Source organism: Mesorhizobium sp. P2_E7, assembly GCF_056403855.1.
The window spans coordinates 25,795-42,878 of record NZ_JBFUER010000001.1 but is presented as its reverse complement, the minus strand read 5'-3'; the positions used below and the strand labels follow the sequence as shown (position 1 = coordinate 42,878).

14 protein-coding genes are annotated in these 17,084 nt (G+C 63.7%); 7 read left to right on the top strand and 7 right to left on the bottom strand.

The features are described 5' to 3' along the window. Positions 1-335: 335 nt before the first annotated feature. The 6 genes from lptF (at position 336) to rsmA (ending at position 7,939) form a co-directional block, all read left to right on the top strand. Positions 336-1,535: an LPS export ABC transporter permease LptF gene (gene lptF / locus AC1DYC_RS00200; RefSeq protein ID WP_477402946.1), complete on the top strand. Its 1,200-nt coding sequence runs from the start codon at positions 336-338 to the stop codon at positions 1,533-1,535. A gap of 2 nt (positions 1,536-1,537) precedes the next feature. Beyond that, on the top strand, positions 1,538-2,620 hold the full coding sequence (gene lptG / locus AC1DYC_RS00195; RefSeq protein ID WP_477288112.1) for an LPS export ABC transporter permease LptG: 1,083 nt from the start codon (positions 1,538-1,540) through the stop codon (positions 2,618-2,620). Further along, entirely contained in the window at positions 2,620-5,043 is a 2,424-nt protein-coding gene (locus AC1DYC_RS00190; protein ID WP_477402944.1) for an LPS-assembly protein LptD, read from the top strand. Before lptG ends, AC1DYC_RS00190 begins: the two co-directional genes overlap by 1 nt. A 75-nt stretch (positions 5,044-5,118) precedes the next feature. After that, entirely contained in the window at positions 5,119-6,048 is a 930-nt protein-coding gene (locus AC1DYC_RS00185; RefSeq protein WP_477402942.1) for a SurA N-terminal domain-containing protein, read from the top strand. A 12-nt stretch (positions 6,049-6,060) separates the two neighbouring features. Next, positions 6,061-7,089, top strand: a complete 1,029-nt coding sequence (gene pdxA / locus AC1DYC_RS00180; protein ID WP_477402940.1) for a 4-hydroxythreonine-4-phosphate dehydrogenase PdxA — start codon at positions 6,061-6,063, stop codon at positions 7,087-7,089. Between the two features lie 10 nt (positions 7,090-7,099). Beyond that, positions 7,100-7,939: a 16S rRNA (adenine(1518)-N(6)/adenine(1519)-N(6))-dimethyltransferase RsmA gene (gene rsmA, locus AC1DYC_RS00175; RefSeq protein ID WP_477402938.1), complete on the top strand. Its 840-nt coding sequence runs from the start codon at positions 7,100-7,102 to the stop codon at positions 7,937-7,939. Positions 7,940-8,061: 122 nt separating this feature from the next. Here rsmA and gmk read toward each other — a convergent pair whose 3' ends face one another. From gmk to fabD, 7 genes are all read right to left on the bottom strand, one after another. Then, entirely contained in the window at positions 8,062-8,736 is a 675-nt protein-coding gene (gene gmk, locus AC1DYC_RS00170) for a guanylate kinase (protein ID WP_162712060.1), read from the bottom strand. Positions 8,737-8,742: 6 nt separating this feature from the next. Then, positions 8,743-9,633 (bottom strand): YicC/YloC family endoribonuclease, encoded by an 891-nt coding sequence (locus AC1DYC_RS00165; protein WP_477301927.1) that lies wholly within the window; start codon positions 9,631-9,633, stop codon positions 8,743-8,745. Positions 9,634-9,889: 256 nt separating this feature from the next. Further along, positions 9,890-11,149 carry an endolytic transglycosylase MltG gene (gene mltG / locus AC1DYC_RS00160; protein WP_477402936.1) on the bottom strand — a complete coding sequence of 420 codons (1,260 nt, stop codon included), beginning with the start codon at positions 11,147-11,149 and terminating at the stop codon, positions 9,890-9,892. A gap of 202 nt (positions 11,150-11,351) precedes the next feature. Continuing rightward, positions 11,352-12,614 carry a beta-ketoacyl-ACP synthase II gene (gene fabF, locus AC1DYC_RS00155; protein WP_477402934.1) on the bottom strand — a complete coding sequence of 421 codons (1,263 nt, stop codon included), beginning with the start codon at positions 12,612-12,614 and terminating at the stop codon, positions 11,352-11,354. 34 nt (positions 12,615-12,648) lie between these two features. Beyond that, on the bottom strand, positions 12,649-12,885 hold the full coding sequence (locus tag AC1DYC_RS00150) for an acyl carrier protein (protein ID WP_006203723.1): 237 nt from the start codon (positions 12,883-12,885) through the stop codon (positions 12,649-12,651). A gap of 200 nt (positions 12,886-13,085) precedes the next feature. Then, on the bottom strand, positions 13,086-13,823 hold the full coding sequence (gene fabG / locus AC1DYC_RS00145; RefSeq protein ID WP_477402932.1) for a 3-oxoacyl-[acyl-carrier-protein] reductase: 738 nt from the start codon (positions 13,821-13,823) through the stop codon (positions 13,086-13,088). 61 nt (positions 13,824-13,884) lie between these two features. Then, positions 13,885-14,832, bottom strand: a complete 948-nt coding sequence (fabD, locus tag AC1DYC_RS00140; RefSeq protein WP_477402930.1) for an ACP S-malonyltransferase — start codon at positions 14,830-14,832, stop codon at positions 13,885-13,887. Positions 14,833-15,110: 278 nt separating this feature from the next. Here fabD and AC1DYC_RS00135 point away from each other — a divergent pair, with 278 nt between their 5' ends. Beyond that, entirely contained in the window at positions 15,111-17,039 is a 1,929-nt protein-coding gene (locus AC1DYC_RS00135; RefSeq protein WP_477402928.1) for an LTA synthase family protein, read from the top strand. The last annotated feature ends 45 nt before the right edge of the window (positions 17,040-17,084 follow it).

Here is a 17,084-nt window from a genome sequence, read left to right as displayed (position 1 = left end):
AGATGCGTTCTCAGGGAAGATGCGCGACATTTGGTCGTTTTCCTTCATTTGGCAAGACTTTGCCGGAATCGGGGCCCATATGCGCTGTGGAATCGATGACGATTCGTCGCGGCACGGCCCCGCTTTCCTGCCGCAACCTGTTGTTAACCATCGATGTTCTCCCTTTCTTATCCATTGCCGCCGACACTCCGGCCCGCGGGACGGGCGATGTGGGACGGAAATCGGATCGATCCGCTGAGATGGAAAGGCTTTGCAGACCCAGTTGTACAGGCGCAGCCGGACGACTACCTTGTCTGCGGGCATGATGCCGTTCGGCAAATCGAGAAAAGCCTTACATGAAGGTCGTTGAACGCTACATCATGCGTCGCGCGCTGGCGGTGTTTCTCGCTGCGCTGATCTGGACGCTGGCCATTGTCTGGACGACGCAGGTGCTCGCCCGCATCGACCTCGTCACCGACAACGGCCAATCGGCGCTGACGTTCTTCGAGGTCGCGGCCCTCATCATCCCCACGATCATCCCGATCGTGGTGCCGTTCGCTCTGGTGGTGGCGGTTGCCCAGACGCTCAGTGTCATGAACTCCGATTCGGAACTGGCTGTCATCAACGCCGCCGGCGCCTCGCGCTGGACGATCGCGCGGCCGATCCTTTTGCTTGCGCTGGCGGCCAGCGTCTTTTCCTTCGCCGTCGACAATGGGATCGAACCCTATGCCAGGCAGAAGAACCGCCAGCTGATCGCATCCTCGCGCGCCGATCTTTTGTCGCTGATCATCCAGGAGGGCACGTTCCGCAAGATCGACGACGGGCTGTTCCTGCAGGTCGGCGAGCGGCTGCCGGACAACCGGCTTGGCGGCATCTTCGTCGCCGATTCGCGCGAGGAAGGCGCCAATCTGATCTATTATGCCAAGAGCGGCAGCGTCGTTGAAAAGGGTGACGAGAAGGTGCTGATGATGAATGACGGCGTCATTCATCGCAAGTCGCTGACCGGCGACCTTTCGGTCATCCGCTTCACCTCTTACGCCTTCGATCTGTCCGCCTTCATGTCGGCGGCGAACGATATTCTGCTGCTGCCCAAGGACCGAACGACGCAGTACCTGCTCAACCCGGACCCCAACGACAAGATCTTCCAGCGCAGGCCCGGCGCCTACAAGGCCGAGCTCGACCAGCGCTTTTCCGAATGGTCATACTCGCTGGTGTTCGCGCTGATCGCGCTGGCCGTGGCAGGCGATGCGCGCTCGCACCGCGAGGCGCGCATCCATCCGCTGATCACAGCCATCGCCATTGCGCTGTTCGTGCGCTGGCTGGGCTTCTTTGCCGCCGGTAAAGCCGACAAGATTCCGCAATACGCCTACATGGTCTATGGCGTGCCGGTCGTCGCCTCGGCGGTCGCCATCTGGTTTATCGTCACCTCGCGAAGCATGGAACTGCCCGGCAGCTGGGCCGACTGGCTGACGAATTTCGCCGGCCGCGTCAGCGATGGCTGGACGGCGCTCAAGCTGCGCCTCACCCGGCGCTACACATCCGGCCAGGGAGCCTGACGATGGGCTGGACCCTGGGCCGCTACTTCTTCTTTCGCTACGTGTCGATCACGATCTGGTTCTTCATTGGCCTTCTGGCGCTGGTGTTCCTGATCGACTTCACCGAACTGTCCGGCCGCATCACCGGCCTGCCGGGCTTCACCTACGGCACGGCGGTCGCTATCTCGGCGCTGAGGATGCCGATGATCATGCTGCAGACGGTGCCGTTTGTCGGCTTGTTTTCGGCGATGGCGACGCTGGTGTCGCTCAACCGCAAATATGAGCTGGTGATTGCGCGTTCGGCCGGCGTGTCGGCCTGGCAGTTCCTGTTGCCCTGCTGCATCGGTGCGTTGTTATTCGGCGCGCTGTCGGTCGGCGTGCTCAATCCGATCGCCGCGCACGGCTTTTCCTGGTCGGAGCAGTTGGAAAACCAGCTGCGGTCCGGCAATTCGAACACGGTGGCGGCCGATGCCACGCCGTGGATCCGCCAGAAAACCAGTTCCGGTGACACCATCATCGGCGCCCGCGCCATTCTCAACCAGGGCCTGGAAATGGCCGACGCGGTGTTCTTCGTCCTCGATCCGCAAGGCAATATCGTCGAGCGCAAGGACGCGGCGCGGGCTTTCCTGCGCGACGGCTACTGGGAATTGCAGGACGTCAAGGTGTTCAAGGACGGCAACATCCGCTCCGAAGCGACCGACCAGTTGCCGACCAACCTCAAGCCGGAATTCGTGCAGGAGCGGCTGGCGCGCCCCGAAACGATCCCGTTTTACGAGCTTCCCGGCAAGATTGAGGTTGCCCGCTCCTTCGGCCTCAAGGCAAATGCCTTCGCCATGCAGTTCGATTCGCTGGTGGCGTTACCGTTCCTGCTTGTGGCCATGACGCTGATTGCGGCAACAGTTTCAATGCGATTTGCGAGGATGGGGCAGTCGGCAACGATGATTCTGGGTGGCGTCCTCGCCGGCTTTCTGCTTTATGTCGTTTCGGTATTGGTCAAGGCATTCGGCGTGGCGGGATTCGTGCCCACAGCCGTGGCTGCATGGGTTCCGGTTGTCGTGGCTATGTTCTTTGGGGTGACATTCCTGCTATACAAGGAAGACGGCTAGTGAGGGAGGCGGCTTTGCGCAGCCATAGGCAGGCCGGTTTGGCGCGCCTTTATTCGGCGAGCGCCTTGGCATGCCTGCTTGCTTGCGGCGTGCCGATGGCTCCTGCGCTGGCGCAGGACGTCACCGACGTGGCAACGAAGGTTCCGTCTGGCACCCAGATGCTGCTGGCGGCCGACACGCTCGTCTATAACAACGACAACCAGACGGTCACCGCCGTCGGCGGCGTCCAGATCGATTACGGCGGCAACAAGCTCGTCGCCCAGCGTGTCGTGTATGATCGCAACACCAAGCGGCTTGTCGCCAGCGGTAATGTCGAGATCGTCAACAGCGACGGCACCAAGATCAACTCGCAGCATATCGACATTACCGACGATTTCGCCGACGGTTTCGTCAACGCGCTGCGCGTCGAAACCCCCGAAAAAGCCTATTTCGCGGCCGAAAGCGCCGAACGCATGGGCGGCGTGCTGACGACGTTCCACAACGGCGTCTATACGGCCTGCGAGCCTTGCGAGGACAAGCCGGACAAGGCGCCGACCTGGCGGGTCAAAGCCAGGAAGATCATCTGGAACGGCGAAAAGAAGACGGTTCGCTTCGAGAACGCGAATTTCGAATTCTTCGGCTTCCCGCTGGCCTATCTGCCGGCGTTCGAGATCGCCGACCCGACGGTCAAGCGCAAAAGCGGCTTCCTGATCCCCGGCATCTCCTTCAACTCCGATCTCGGCGTCGGCGTCCATGTCCCCTACTATTTCGCTTTGTCGCCAACCTACGACCTCACCGTCACCGGCAGCGGCTATACCAAGCAGGGTTTCCTCGGCGAGGCCGAGTGGCGCCAGCGCTTCAACAATGGCCAGTACACGCTGAAGATCGCCGGCATCCGTCAGGAGAATCCGGACGAATTCATCGACGATTTCGGGCACAACGTTAACTCGGGTGAAGCGGGCGACCCCAACAAGTTCCGCGGCATGATGGGCACCAAAGGCCAGTTCGCCATCAATCCGCGCTGGGATTTCGGCTGGGACATCCTGCTGCAGACCGACAAGAATTTCTCGCGCACCTATACGATCGACGGCTACAACGACTACGTCCACCAATCCTCGGTCTACCTAACCGGCCTCAACGATCGCAATTATTTCGATGTGCGCGCCATGCGTTTCCAGGTTCAGGAAAACACGCTGGACAGCAATCCCTTCGCGCGCAGCGACAAGCAGCCCTGGGTGCTGCCCTCGCTCGATTACGCCTATATCCCCGACATGTCGGTGGCCGGTGGCCAGCTGTCGTTGAACGTCAACGCGCGTGTCATCCGCCGCGACGACATCGATCAGGCTTTTTTCCTCCCCCCCGATGCGCCGGGCGTTCAGCGCGTGCGCGGCATCGAGGGCGAATCCGGCCGATTCACCACCGAGGCGGAATGGAAGCGCACCTTCACCACCGATGGCGGACTGCAGCTGACGCCGCTTTTGGCTTTGCAAGGTGACGTCGACTATCTCAACGCCTCCTCCGGCTCGCTCGCCGCCATCAATCAGATGGCTACCGATCCGCGAATCAATGCCTCCGACGACATGCGGTCCTCCTTTGCCCGTTATATGGCGACCGCCGGGCTTGAGATGCGCTGGCCGGTGCTGTTCTCGATGACCGGCTCCAGCCACGTCGTCGAACCGATGGCGCAGGTCTTCGTGCGCCCGAACGAGCAGTATGTCGGCGGCCTGGCCGTTCCCAACGAGGATGCGCAGAGCTTCGTCTTCGACGCCACCACACTGTTCGAGCGCGACAAGTTCTCCGGCTACGACCGCGTCGAAGGCGGCAGCCGCGCCAATGTCGGGTTCCGCTATTCCGGCGCCTATGACAATGGCTGGGGCACCAACGCCATCTTCGGCCAATCCTACCAGCTGGGCGGCCGCAACTCCTTCGATTCGCCGGATTTGGTCAATGTCGGCGCCAATTCGGGACTGGAGACCGCGACCTCCGACTATGTCGGCCTTATCGGCTTCAGCAGCCCGAGCGGCTTCTCCGGCTCGTTCAGCGGCCGCTTCGACGAGCAGAGCTTCGAAGTTCGCCGCGCCGAGGTGAAGGCCGCCTATTCCGGCCTGCCGGTTTCGCTAAGCGCCAAATACGCCTTCATCCAGGCGCAGCCGCTCTACGGCTTCACCACCGATCGCCACGAAGTCACGCTCGGCGCCTCGACGCACCTGGCCGAAAACTGGCGCGTGTTCGGCACCGGCACCTACGACCTGCAGCAAAGCGTGCTGGTCAAGGACGGCGTCGGCTTTGCCTACAATGATTCCTGCTTCACCTACCTGATGACGTTCTCGGAATCGCGCGACCTCATCACCAAGGAAGTGTCGCAGAATGTCGGCTTCAACCTGTCGTTCCGCACGCTCGGCGATTTCGGTTCGTCACAAAGCTCGATCGACACCATCCAGTAGAGCCGGCTGACGACATCGTTTTGCCGCATAAAGCGGGCACGGCATTCGATCATCCAAAACCGGGCTAGAATTGGGATGCTTTCGATGAGGAAATACCTGTTTTCGGCAGGATTCGCGCTCCTGGTAGCGGCGACCTCGGTCTCGTTCACCATGATGGCGCCGCCGGCCTTCGCCAGTGAAATCAAGTATGTCGTCAACAACATACCGATCACCACCGGCGACATTGCGCACCGGGCTGCCTTCCTGAAACTGCAGCGCAAGAAGGGCGACGCAGGCCAGGAGATGATCGACCAGACGCTGCGCATGGCCGAGGCCAGGCGCCTCGGCATCCGCATCACCGACGCCCAGGTCGAGGCCGCCTATCAGCGCTTTGCCTCGAACAACAAGATGCAGCTCAAGCAATTGGACGGCGTCATGACGCAGTCCGGCGTGACCAAGGAGCATTTCAAGGAATTCATCCGCGCCCAGATGGCGTGGAACCAGGCGCTGAGCGCACGCTATAGCGGCGGCGGCGGACAGATGAGCGAACAGGATCTGGTCAAGCACATGCTCGAAAAAGGCGGCGCCAAGCCGAGCGCCACCGAGTACATGCTGCAGCAGGTGATCTTCGTGGTGCCGAAGGCCGAGCGCAGCGCCACACTCGCCAAACGCAAGCGTGAGGCCGAGGCCATGCGCGCACGCTTCAATGGTTGCAACACCACGCGTGAATTCGCCAAGGGCCTCATCGACGTCACCGTTCGCGATCTCCCCCGGGTGCTGGCGCCGCAACTGCCGCCGGACTGGGCCGAGCAGATCAAGGCCACCAAGCTGGGCGGCGCCACGGCCGTGCGCGAGACCGATCGCGGCATCGAATTCATCGGAATCTGCTCGTCACGCGAGGTTTCCGACGACAAGGCTGCCCAGATGGTGTTCCAGAGCGAAAGCACCGGCGACAAGAACGCCGACGAACTCTCGGCCAAATATGTCGAGGAGCTGAAGGCCAAAGCCAAGATCGTCACGCGCTGAAATCGGCCCAGCGTGCGTGAGACAGAGCTTCCGCTGGCGCTGAGCGTCGGCGATCCGTCCGGCGTCGGACCGGAAATCGCCATTGCCGCCTGGCAGAGCGCCCGCGATTCGGGTGCAGCGCCTTTCTATCTCCTCGCCGATCCGGCGCTGATCGCCGCGCGGGCGCGGCGGCTCGGCTCCGAGGTGGCAATCGCAGAGACGGTGCCGGCGCAAGCAGCTGATGTCTTTCGACGTGCTTTGCCCGTGGTGCCGTTGGCGGCCCGCTTCACCGACAATCCCGGCCGGCCCGATCCGGCCAATGCCGCCGGCACCATCGAGGCGATCGACCGCGCCGTCGCCGACTGCCTTGCCGGCCATGCGGCCGCTGTCGTCACCTGTCCGATCGCCAAGAAGCCGCTCTACGATGCCGGTTTCGGCTTTCCCGGCCACACCGAATATCTGGCGCATCTGGCCTCTCTGCACACCGGTGGCGCGGTGACGCCGGTGATGCTGCTCGCCGGCCCCGAATTGCGCACCGTTCCGGTCACCATCCACATCGCGCTGGCCGAGGTGCCGAAGGCGCTGACGACGGAGCTGATCGTTGCGATCTCGCGCATCACCGCCGCCGATCTTGCAAGCCGCTTCGGCATCGCAAAGCCGCGGCTCGCGCTTGCCGGCCTCAATCCGCATGCAGGCGAAAGCGGCGCCATGGGGACGGAGGATGAGCGCATCATCCGTCCGGCGGTCGACATGTTGCGCGCGCAAGGCATCGACGCCTTTGGGCCGCTGCCGGCCGATACGATGTTTCATGCCCGCGCCCGCGCCGGCTATGACGTGGCGATCTGCATGTATCACGACCAGGCTTTGATCCCGGCCAAGGCGCTGGCCTTCGACGAGGCGGTCAACGTCACGCTTGGCCTGCCGTTCATCCGCACTTCGCCCGATCACGGCACAGCCTTCGACATCGCCGGCAAGGGCATCGCACGTCCCGACAGCCTGATCGCGGCGCTGAATTTGGCCCGCCGGCTAGCCGATACCGACACAAAGGTCGCAGCCGCATGAGCCCAAAACCGTGAGCATCGATGGGCTGCCGCCGCTGCGCGAGGTGATCGAACGCCATGGGCTGCAGGCGAAGAAGGCGCTCGGCCAGAATTTCCTGCTCGACCTCAATTTGACCGGCAAGATCGCGCGCGTCGCCGGCGACCTGACTAACAGCACCGTGATCGAGGTCGGCCCCGGGCCTGGCGGGCTGACCAGGGCGCTGCTGCTTGCCGGCGCCCGGCGCGTCGTCGCCATCGAGCGCGACGAACGCTGCCTGGCGGCGCTGGCCGAGGTCTCCAGCCACTATCCGGGCCGGCTTGAGGTGATCAGCGGCGACGCGCTGAAGACGGACTTTGCCGCTCTTGCCAGTGCCGCGTCGCAAGGCGGCGGCCCGGTGAGGATTGCCGCGAACCTGCCTTACAATATCGGGACCGAGCTTCTGATCCGCTGGCTGACCGTTGCCGACTGGCCGCCCTTTTATCAATCGATGACGCTGATGTTCCAGCGGGAGGTGGCCGAGCGCATCGTCGCCGGCGCCGGCGGCGACGCCTATGGCCGGCTCGGCGTTCTGGCCGGCTGGCGGACGGAAGCGCGGATCGCCTTCGACGTGCCGCCGCAAGCGTTCACGCCGCCACCCAAGGTGACCTCCTCGGTGGTGCATCTGGTGCCGCGTGCCAGCCCGCTGGCGACCGACGTGAAAAAACTCGGCCGCGTCACCGAGGCCGCCTTCGGCCAGCGCCGGAAGATGCTGCGGCAGAGCGTGAAGAGCCTGGGGGGCGAGGCCTTGCTGATGCGCGCCAACATCGATCCGACCCGGCGGGCGGAGACGCTCAGCGTCGATGAATTCGTAAGGCTGACGAACGCTGTGTAGTTCCTTCTCCCCGTTTACGGGGAGAAGATGCCGGCAGGCAGATGAGGGGCAGTGCAAACGTTCGTAGGCACGGTGCCGCCCCTTCGGGCCACCTTCTCCCCGTAAACGGGGAGAAGGAAGATTCACTCCGTCTTCTCGTCCAACAGCCCCGATACGAAATCGAACAAACCCGGCCGGCGGTCGCGCCGAAGCCGTTCTGCCGTCACGATGCCGCGCACTTCGGCGAAGGCGCGGTCGAGATCGTCGTTGACGATGACGAAGTCGTATTCCTTCCAGTGCTCGATCTCGTTGCGGGCGTTCTTCAGCCTGGTCTCGATGACCTGCTCCTGGTCCTCGGCGCGGCGCTTCAGCCGCGCCTTCAATTCCTTCATGGACGGCGGCAGGATGAAGATCGAGACGATGTCGGCGCGCATCTTCTCCTTGAGCTGCTGGGCGCCTTGCCAGTCGATGTCGAATAGCATGTCGCGGCCTTGCGCCAGCGCCAGTTCGGCCGGCTCGCGTGGCGTCGCGTAGCAATTGCCGTGCACTTCAGCCCATTCGAGCAGCGCGTCGGAATCGCGCAGCCGCTCGAATTCGCGCATGGTGCGGAAGTGGTAGTGGACGCCTTCGATCTCCGAGCCGCGGCGTGGCCTGGTGGTGACCGAGACCGACAGTTCCAGGCTGCCATCGCTTTCCAGCAGGTTGCGCGCGATCGTCGACTTGCCGGCGCCGGACGGCGACGACAGGACCAGCATCAGCCCGCGTCGGCGAATGCGGGACCCCAGATCCCTGGCAACCATCGGCTCCTTGGCACCCATTTTGGGTTACTCCAGATTCTGGACCTGTTCGCGAAACTGGTCGACCACCGCCTTGAGTTCCAGCCCGATGGCGGTGACGGCGGCGGCGTTCGACTTGGAACACAGCGTATTCGATTCGCGGTTGAATTCCTGCGCCAGAAAATCGAGCTTACGGCCGATGGCGCCGCCATTTGCCAGCAGCGCACGGCCCGACGCCACATGCGTCTTCAACCGGTCGATCTCTTCGCGGATATCGGCCTTGGTGGCCAGAAACGCCGCTTCCATGTGCAACCGGCCGGCATCGAGATTGGCCGACGCGTCCATGAGCAGCCGCACCTGTTCGGCGATCCGCTCGCGGATTGCCGCCGGTTCGCGCGACGGGTCGGCCTCGGCCTTGAGCGTCAGCGCCTCGATGGCATCGATATGGCCGGAAAGCAGCGAGCGCAGCGCCTCACCCTCGCTCTGGCGTGCCTGTTCGAGACCTGTAAGCGCCGCCTCCAGCGCTGCCAGGATTGTCGTGTCGAGCGCTGCCCGCACTTCTTCGGTTTCGCTGGTTTCAGGTATATCCAATACGCCGCGCAGGGACAGCAGGCCGTCGGCGGTTGCCGGGGCAACACCGAACTGCTCCTGCAGCCGCTTGGCCAGGCCGGCCAGATCCCGGAGGAAGACGTCGTTGACCACCGGCTGCACCTGCTGGCCGGCAGCGCGGCCGACGGTCAGCGTCGCCTGGAAATTGCCTCGCGAAAACCGCTTCTGCAGCGTCTGCCGGACCGCCGGCTCGAGCCGCTCAAAACCTTGCGGCAGCCGCAGCCTGACCTCGACGCTCTTGCCGTTGACGGACTTGACCTCCCAGGCGATCGAGGCGCCGTCGTGCTCGGCGACGGCGCGTGCAAATCCGGTCATGCTCTGCAAATTCATGATGCGGCTCGTGTCTCCCTGATGTTCCGATTCTGAAATCCCGCTCGCGTTCGATATCACGGGCAGCGCGAATGTCAGAATCGCAATACCGGCAAGGTGTTGATTTCCGGTGTCGTTTTGAGCTCGCAGTGTCGAAATCTGCAGAGGCCTCAGAGCAAGGCCCAATATGCTTCGAACCGCGTTGCGCGTTCAAAGCAGCAACGCGTCGTCTATGTCCGCAGCGCGTAAGGTCAATCCGTCAAAAAGCGCCGGCCTGCTACTGGGCGGCACCCGCATCGGCGCCGGCATCCCCGCTGTCGGCGCCGGCATCGCCACCGGCGTCACCGCTGTCGTCGCCATCCGCCGGCGCGTCGGTCTGGCCCGGGGTCTTGGCGCCCTTGGCGGCGTCTTCAGCCTGCTTTTTCTGCATCGCCCGGTAGCGGGCAACGTTCTCGTTGTGCTCGGCAAGCGTCGTGGCAAAGACATGGCCACCGGTGCCGTCGGCGACGAAGTAGAGATCGTCGGTCTTCGACGGGTTGGCGACGGCCTCGAGCGCGGCGCGGCCGGGATTGGCGATCGGCGTCGGCGGCAGGCCATTGATGAGGTAGGTGTTGTAAGGCGTCTGCTTCTCGATGTCCGACTGGTAGATCGGCCGGTCGGCGGGTTTGCCCTTGCCGCCGAACAGCCCGTAAATGATGGTCGGATCCGATTGCAGCCGCATGCCCTTCGCCAGACGGTTGAGGAAGACGGCGGCAACGCGCGAGCGCTCGTCGCCCCTGCCGGTTTCCTTTTCGACGATCGAGGCCAAGGTGACGAAGTCGTCGACATTGGCCAGAGGCAGGTCGGGGGCGCGCCGCTGCCAGACCTCGTCGACCAGCTTCTTCTGGTCGGCGAGCAGCTTGTCGACCATCTGCTGGCGCGTGGCGCCACGGGTGAAGCGCAGCGTATCGGTGGCAAGGCTGCCCTCGGCCGGCTTGGTCGCCGGCATGTCCCCGGTCAGCGCATCCTGCTGGGCGACGCGCTGCAGCGCCTGCTCGACCGTCAGCCCCTCGGGAATGGTCAGCGAGTACATCACCGACTTGCCGCTCTTCATAAGCTCCATGATGTCGCGCATGGAGGCGCGCGGCTTGACCTCGTATTCGCCGGCCTTCAGCGCTGAATCATTGCCATAGACGCGAACGCCAATGCGGAAGATGCGGGCGTCGCTGATCAATCCACGCCGTTCAAGCTGGTCGGCGATGTCCTGGACGCCGGTGCTCGGCTTGACCAGGAAGGTGTCGCCGGCGACCGAGGGGCCCGGTTCGTTGAACGCCTGCTTGCCGAAATAGAGCGAGACGCCGGCGGCGAGGATCATCAACATCACCGCGGAGATGACGAAGTTCATGAACACCACGACCTGGCTGCGCGAGGCGCGAGAGCGCTTCGGCGGCGGTGTGCCGGCTTCCGGCCGCAAGGCCTCGGCCGCGGTCTTCGGCACGATCGGGCCGGTCTGCTGGTTTTGTCCGAATTGTCCGCTGCCGCCCGGATTGGTGTTCATAAGCGCCCTACCATCTGATCTCTTAGAGCGACCATGCGTCCGGTTGGACGCACAGCGTGCCCTAACATTTCAAGCCTACGCATCGTGCTTTCAAAAAAAGCGCCTTCGATTTCAGGCCGATGCGACGAATCCCCAGCGGCAGAGTAGGCTCGAATATGGCAAAATTGACGACAGACCGCTGGCGCGCCGGTCGATACCGCAATCAGCCGATATAACGCTGGAACACCAGCGAAGCGTTGGTGCCGCCAAAGCCGAAGGAGTTGGACAATGCCACGTCGATCTGGCGGGGCCGTGGCGTGTTCGCTACCAGATCGATCGCGGTTTCGCGTTCCGGGTTGTCGAGATTGATGGTGGCGGGCGCGATGTTGTCGCGGATGGCGAGGATCGAGAAGATCGCCTCGGCGGCCCCCGCGGCACCCAGGAGATGGCCGATCGACGACTTGGTCGACGACATCGAGATCTTCGAGGCGGCATTGCCGACCAGCCGCTCGACGGCGCCGAGCTCGATCGTGTCGGCCATGGTCGAGGTGCCATGCGCATTGATGTAGTCGAGATCGGCGGGCGTCAGCTTGGCCCGGTTCAGCGCCGCCGTCATGCAGCGGAAGGCGCCGTCGCCGTCTTCGGCGGGTGCGGTGATGTGATAGGCGTCGCCGGTCAGGCCGTAGCCGGTGACCTCGGCATAAATCCTGGCGCCGCGCGCCTTGGCGTGTTCGAGCTCTTCCAGCACGACGACGCCGGCGCCCTCGCCCATCACAAAGCCGTCACGGTCACGGTCATAGGGACGCGAGGCCTTTTCAGGCGTGTCGTTGCGCTCGGTGGACAGTGCCCGGCAAGCGGCGAAGCCGGCAAGCGAAAGCCTGGTCACCGGCGATTCTGCACCGCCGGCCAGCATCACGTCGGCATCGCCGAAGATAATCAGCCGGGCGGCATCGCCAATGGCGTGCGCGCCGGTCGAGCAGGCGGTGACGACGGCGTGGTTGGGGCCTTTCAGCCCGTGCCGGATCGACACCTGGCCGGAGACCAGGTTGATGATGTTACCGGGAATGAAGAACGGGCTGATGCGGCGCGGTCCGCGCTCATGCAGGATCAGCGCATTCTCGGCGATGCCCTCGAGGCCGCCAATGCCGGAGCCGATCATGACGCCGGTGGCGCAACGTTCGGCTTCGGTGCCGGGCTCCCAGCCGGAATCCTTCAGCGCTTCGTCGGCGGCCGCAATCCCGTAAAGGATGAAGTCGCCGATCTTGCGCAGTTCCTTGGGCTCAAGCACAGCTTCGGGATTGAGCGTGCCGTTGGTGCCGTCACCGCGCGGAATGACGTGGGCAATCTTGCAGGCAAGATCTTCCACTTCGAACTCGGTGACGCGCTTGGCGGCGCTGCGGCCGGTCAGCAGTTCCTTCCAGCTGTGCTCGAAGCCCATGCCGAATGGCGAAACCAGGCCAAGGCCCGTGACGACGACACGCCTCATCGCAGGTCCTCCCCGGTGATGACTGCGGATAGCGTCAGGCCGAAGCCTTGTCGATGTACTTCACGGCGTCGCCGACCGTCAGGATGGTCTCGGCCGCATCGTCCGGAATCTCGACGCCGAACTCTTCTTCGAACGCCATGACGAGTTCGACCGTGTCGAGGCTGTCCGCGCCCAGATCATCGATGAAGCTCGCCTGCTCCGTCACCTTGTCGGCATCGACGCCAAGATGTTCGATGACGATCTTCTTGACGCGCTCTGCGGTGTCACTCATTTGGGGCATCCTCGTCTTTTGTTTGTCTGTCTTCGTTAGCGGGCAGAATGCCGCTAATCAAGCTGAAAGATGGTCCTGCCGGAAACGCAACGACGCCGGACCGGTTTTTGCCCGAACCGCCGGGTTGCGGGCCGCATTACACGAAAATTGGCTAAGGTAAAAGGCGAAATGGTCACTTTTCACAAGCCGGCCCTATCCCCTCAAATCATCGCCATGCCGCCGTTGACGTGGATGGTCTGGCCGGTGACGTAGGCGGCTTCGTTGGAGGCGAGATAGGCGACGGCAGACGCCACTTCAACACTCGTGCCCATGCGGCGTGTCGGGATCGCCGCCATGATCGCCTCTTTCTGCTTGTCGTTGAGCTTGTCGGTCATGGCCGATTCGATGAAGCCCGGGGCGACGCAGTTGACGGTGATGTTGCGGGTGGCGATCTCCTGCGCCAGCGACTTGGAAAAGCCGATCATGCCGGCCTTGGAAGCGCAGTAATTGGTCTGGCCTGGATTGCCGGTGACGCCGACCACCGAGGTGATGTTGATGATGCGGCCATGGCGGCGGCGCATCATCGGATGGGTGAGTTCACGGGTCAGCCGGAACACGGCGGTGAGGTTCACTTCCAGCACCGAATCCCAGTCCGCATCCGCCATGCGCACGAACAGGCCGTCCTTGGTGATGCCGGCATTGTTTACCAGTATGTCGACGCCTTCGAGTTCGGCTTCCGCCTTCTGGCCAAGCGCCTTGACTTCGTCGCGGTTCGACAAATTGGCCGGAAACAGCTTTACCCGATCGCCGAGTTCGCCGGCCAGGGTCTCGAGTTTCTCGATGCGGGTGCCGTGCAGGCCGACAATGGCGCCTTGCGCATGCAGCACGCGGGCAATCGCCTCGCCAATCCCTCCCGATGCGCCGGTGACAAGCGCCTTGCGGCCGGTCAGTTCGAACATTTTTTGTCTCCTGATCTTAAGAGAACACCCTTCCCACGGGAGGGGTCAAATCGCCAGTGGATTATGCAAGCGCGGCCAGCGCCGCCTCCACATCGGCGGGCGTGCCGACGGCCGATGTGGCGATGTCGCGGTTGATGCGGCGCGCCAGGCCGGACAGCACCTTGCCGGCGCCGATCTCGTAGAGCGTGGTGACGCCGTTGGCGCCGAACCACTCCACGGTTTCGCGCCAGCGCACGCGACCGGTGATCTGCTCGACCAGGCGCCGCGCGATCTCGTCGGGATCGCTGGTCGGGGTCACGGTGACGTTGGAGACGACGGGAACCACCGGCGCATTTTTCGTCACCCCGGCCAGTGCCTCGCGCATGACATTTGCCGCCGGCGCCATCAGCGCGGAGTGAAAGGGCGCGGAGACCTGCAGCATCAGCGCCCGCTTGGCGCCCTTTTCGGTGCACAGTTTCGCGGCGAGTTCGACCGCAACCTTGGCGCCGGAGATCACCAGCTGGCCGCCGCCATTGTCGTTGGCGATCTGGCAGACCTTGCCGGAGCCGGCTGCGGCTTCAGTGCAAGCGGCTTCGACATCGGGCTGTTCCAGTCCGATGATCGCCGCCATCGCACCCTCGCCGGCCGGCACCGCTGCCTGCATGGCATTGCCGCGGATGCGCAGCAGCCGGGCGGCATCGGCGACCGAGACGAAGCCGGCGGCGGCAAGGGCGGAATATTCGCCGAGCGAATGGCCGGCGACGAAAGCCACCTTGCCCTTCAGCGAAAAGCCGCGCGCTTCCAGCGCCCGCACCGCGGCCAATGACACCGCCATCAGCGCCGGCTGGGCATTGGCGGTCAGGGTCAGCGTCTCTTCCGGGCCTTCCCAGATCACTTTCGACAGCTTTTCACCCAGCGCGTCATCGACTTCCTCGAAGACCCTGCGCGCCTCGGGGAAGGCGTCGGCGAGGTCCTTGCCCATGCCGACAGCCTGGCTGCCCTGTCCCGGAAAGGTGAATACAACGGCCATTTGGGCTCTCTCCAGCGCCTGATTTTTCCTGCCTGTGACGCAAGGCGGACCGCCAAGTCAAGCCCGATGGCGGCATTTCGGCCCTTGTCCGAGGTGGAAGCCAGCCTTGAGTCCCTGTTCCGAAAGGCTTTTTGCCGATCACTCCTGATGAAAACCGCTCACGAATCGTTTGCTGGCTCTTCTTATTTTCGCCACAGGCGCTAGCTTTTGGATGACAGTTCTATGACAGAACGGTGACGCGGGTGGAAAAACGCGTTGCTTGGGCCGGGGGAAGAGACGTGGCAAGGATCAGGAAGGGCGCGGCAGTACCCGCGCCACAGTTCTTGGAAGACGATCCGTCCACCGGCTACCTGCCGGGGCGCAGATGGCCTGTCATCCGCTACGGTCTGGTCACCCTGCTTGCCGCCGCCGTCCTGGTGTTCGCCATCGAATGGATCGTGCGCGGCGACTTCTTCGGCACGGTCGACTTCTTCCTGCAGCCCTTCAAACCCGGCTGGACCACCATCATCGTCTTTGCGCTGGTGCTGATCGGACTGGACGCCGTGCTTGGCCGCAGCCACCAGAGCCTGATGATCGTGGCGCCGCTGACGCTGGCGCTGGCCTTCGTCGGGCACCAGAAGTCGCATTATCTCGGCGATCCGCTCTACCCGACCGATTTCCTCTATTCGCGCCAGATCATGGCATTGATGCCGCTCCTGGTGCGTGAGCGGCCCTGGACGGCCGTGGCCATGGCCGTCGGCATCGTCGCCGGACTGTCGCTGCTGATCTATGGCTGGCGGCTGTGGCGCCGCAAGGTGCCGATCCTCAGCCGCAAGGGGCGACTGGCGCGGCTGACGCTGGCGGTGCCGCTGCTCGCCTTCTTCGTCTCGATCATGGACTACGCCACCTTCTCGTGGACCCGCGACCGGCTGCAGATCATCCCGATCATGTGGGACCAGAAGGAGAACTACGCCTCCAACGGGTTTGCACTGGCTTTCGCGCTCAACGTGCCGATGGCGCATGTCTCTGCGCCGGCCGGCTATTCCGACAAGGCGATCGACGCGATCGACAGGCCTGATGTGACGGCCTCGGTGCCGGACGAGAAACCCGACATCATCGTGGTGATGAGCGAATCCTTCTGGGATCCGACCAAGCTGCCCGGCGTTACCATCACGCCGGACCCGATCCCCAATGTGCGCGCTTTGCGCTCGGGCTACATGTTCTCGCCGGAATTCGGCGGCATGACCGCCAACATCGAATTCGAGGCGCTGACCGGCTTTTCCAACGCCTTCCTGCCGGCGGGCTCAATCCCGTATCAGCAATATGTGCGCACGCCAACACCGTCGCTGGCGACCTTCCTGAAAAGCGAAGGCTACCGGGCGCGCGCCATCCATCCCGGCACCAACTGGTTCTGGAACCGCGGCGCGGTCTATGCCGATTTTGGCTTCAACGATTTCCGCTCGGAAGAGACGCTGCCGCCGCTGGAAAAGCGCGGGCCGCTGGCCTCCGACGCGGCAATGACCGACGAGATCATCGCAGAGGCCGACGCTAGCGACCGGCCGGTGTTCTTCTTCGCCGTCAGCCTGCAGAACCACGGCCCCTACGAGCCGTACCGCTATTACAATCCAACCCACAAGATCGCCGCGCCGATCAGCACGTGGGCGCGGGAATCGCTGCTGAGCTACGCCGAGGGTTCGGCCGATGCCGACCGTGGCCTCGAACGGCTGATCGAATGGGCGAAGAACCGCGAGCGGCCGACGGTCATTGCCTTCTTCGGCGACCATCTGCCGCCGCTTGGTCCCGTCTATGTCGAGACCGGCTTCCTCAAAGACAATGTCGCGCCGCGCAAGGAGCCGACGCCGGAGGCCGCACTTGAGCACCACCAGACGCCGCTGATCATCTGGTCGAACCGCACCGGTCCGGCGCAGGATATGGGGGCGGTCAGCCCGGCCTTCCTGCCCTACCACATCCTGACCACGGCCGGGATCACGCACCCCTACTACACCGGCTTCCTCGGCGCGCTGCGCGAACGCTACCGCGTCGTCGACCGCAATCTTCTGCTGACACCGTCAGGCGAAGCGACGTCCGATTGGGCGCGGCAGAAGGACGTCGATCCGGCGATCAACGATTTCCGCCTGCTGCAATATGACATGATGTTCGGCAAGCGCCGAGCGGCACCAGACTTCTTCCCTGAAACGGTCAACGGTGTCAGCCTGCATATGAGCTGAAGGACGGCGCTTGCGAGAGCCGGGCGGACTCCCGGCGCGCTCAAT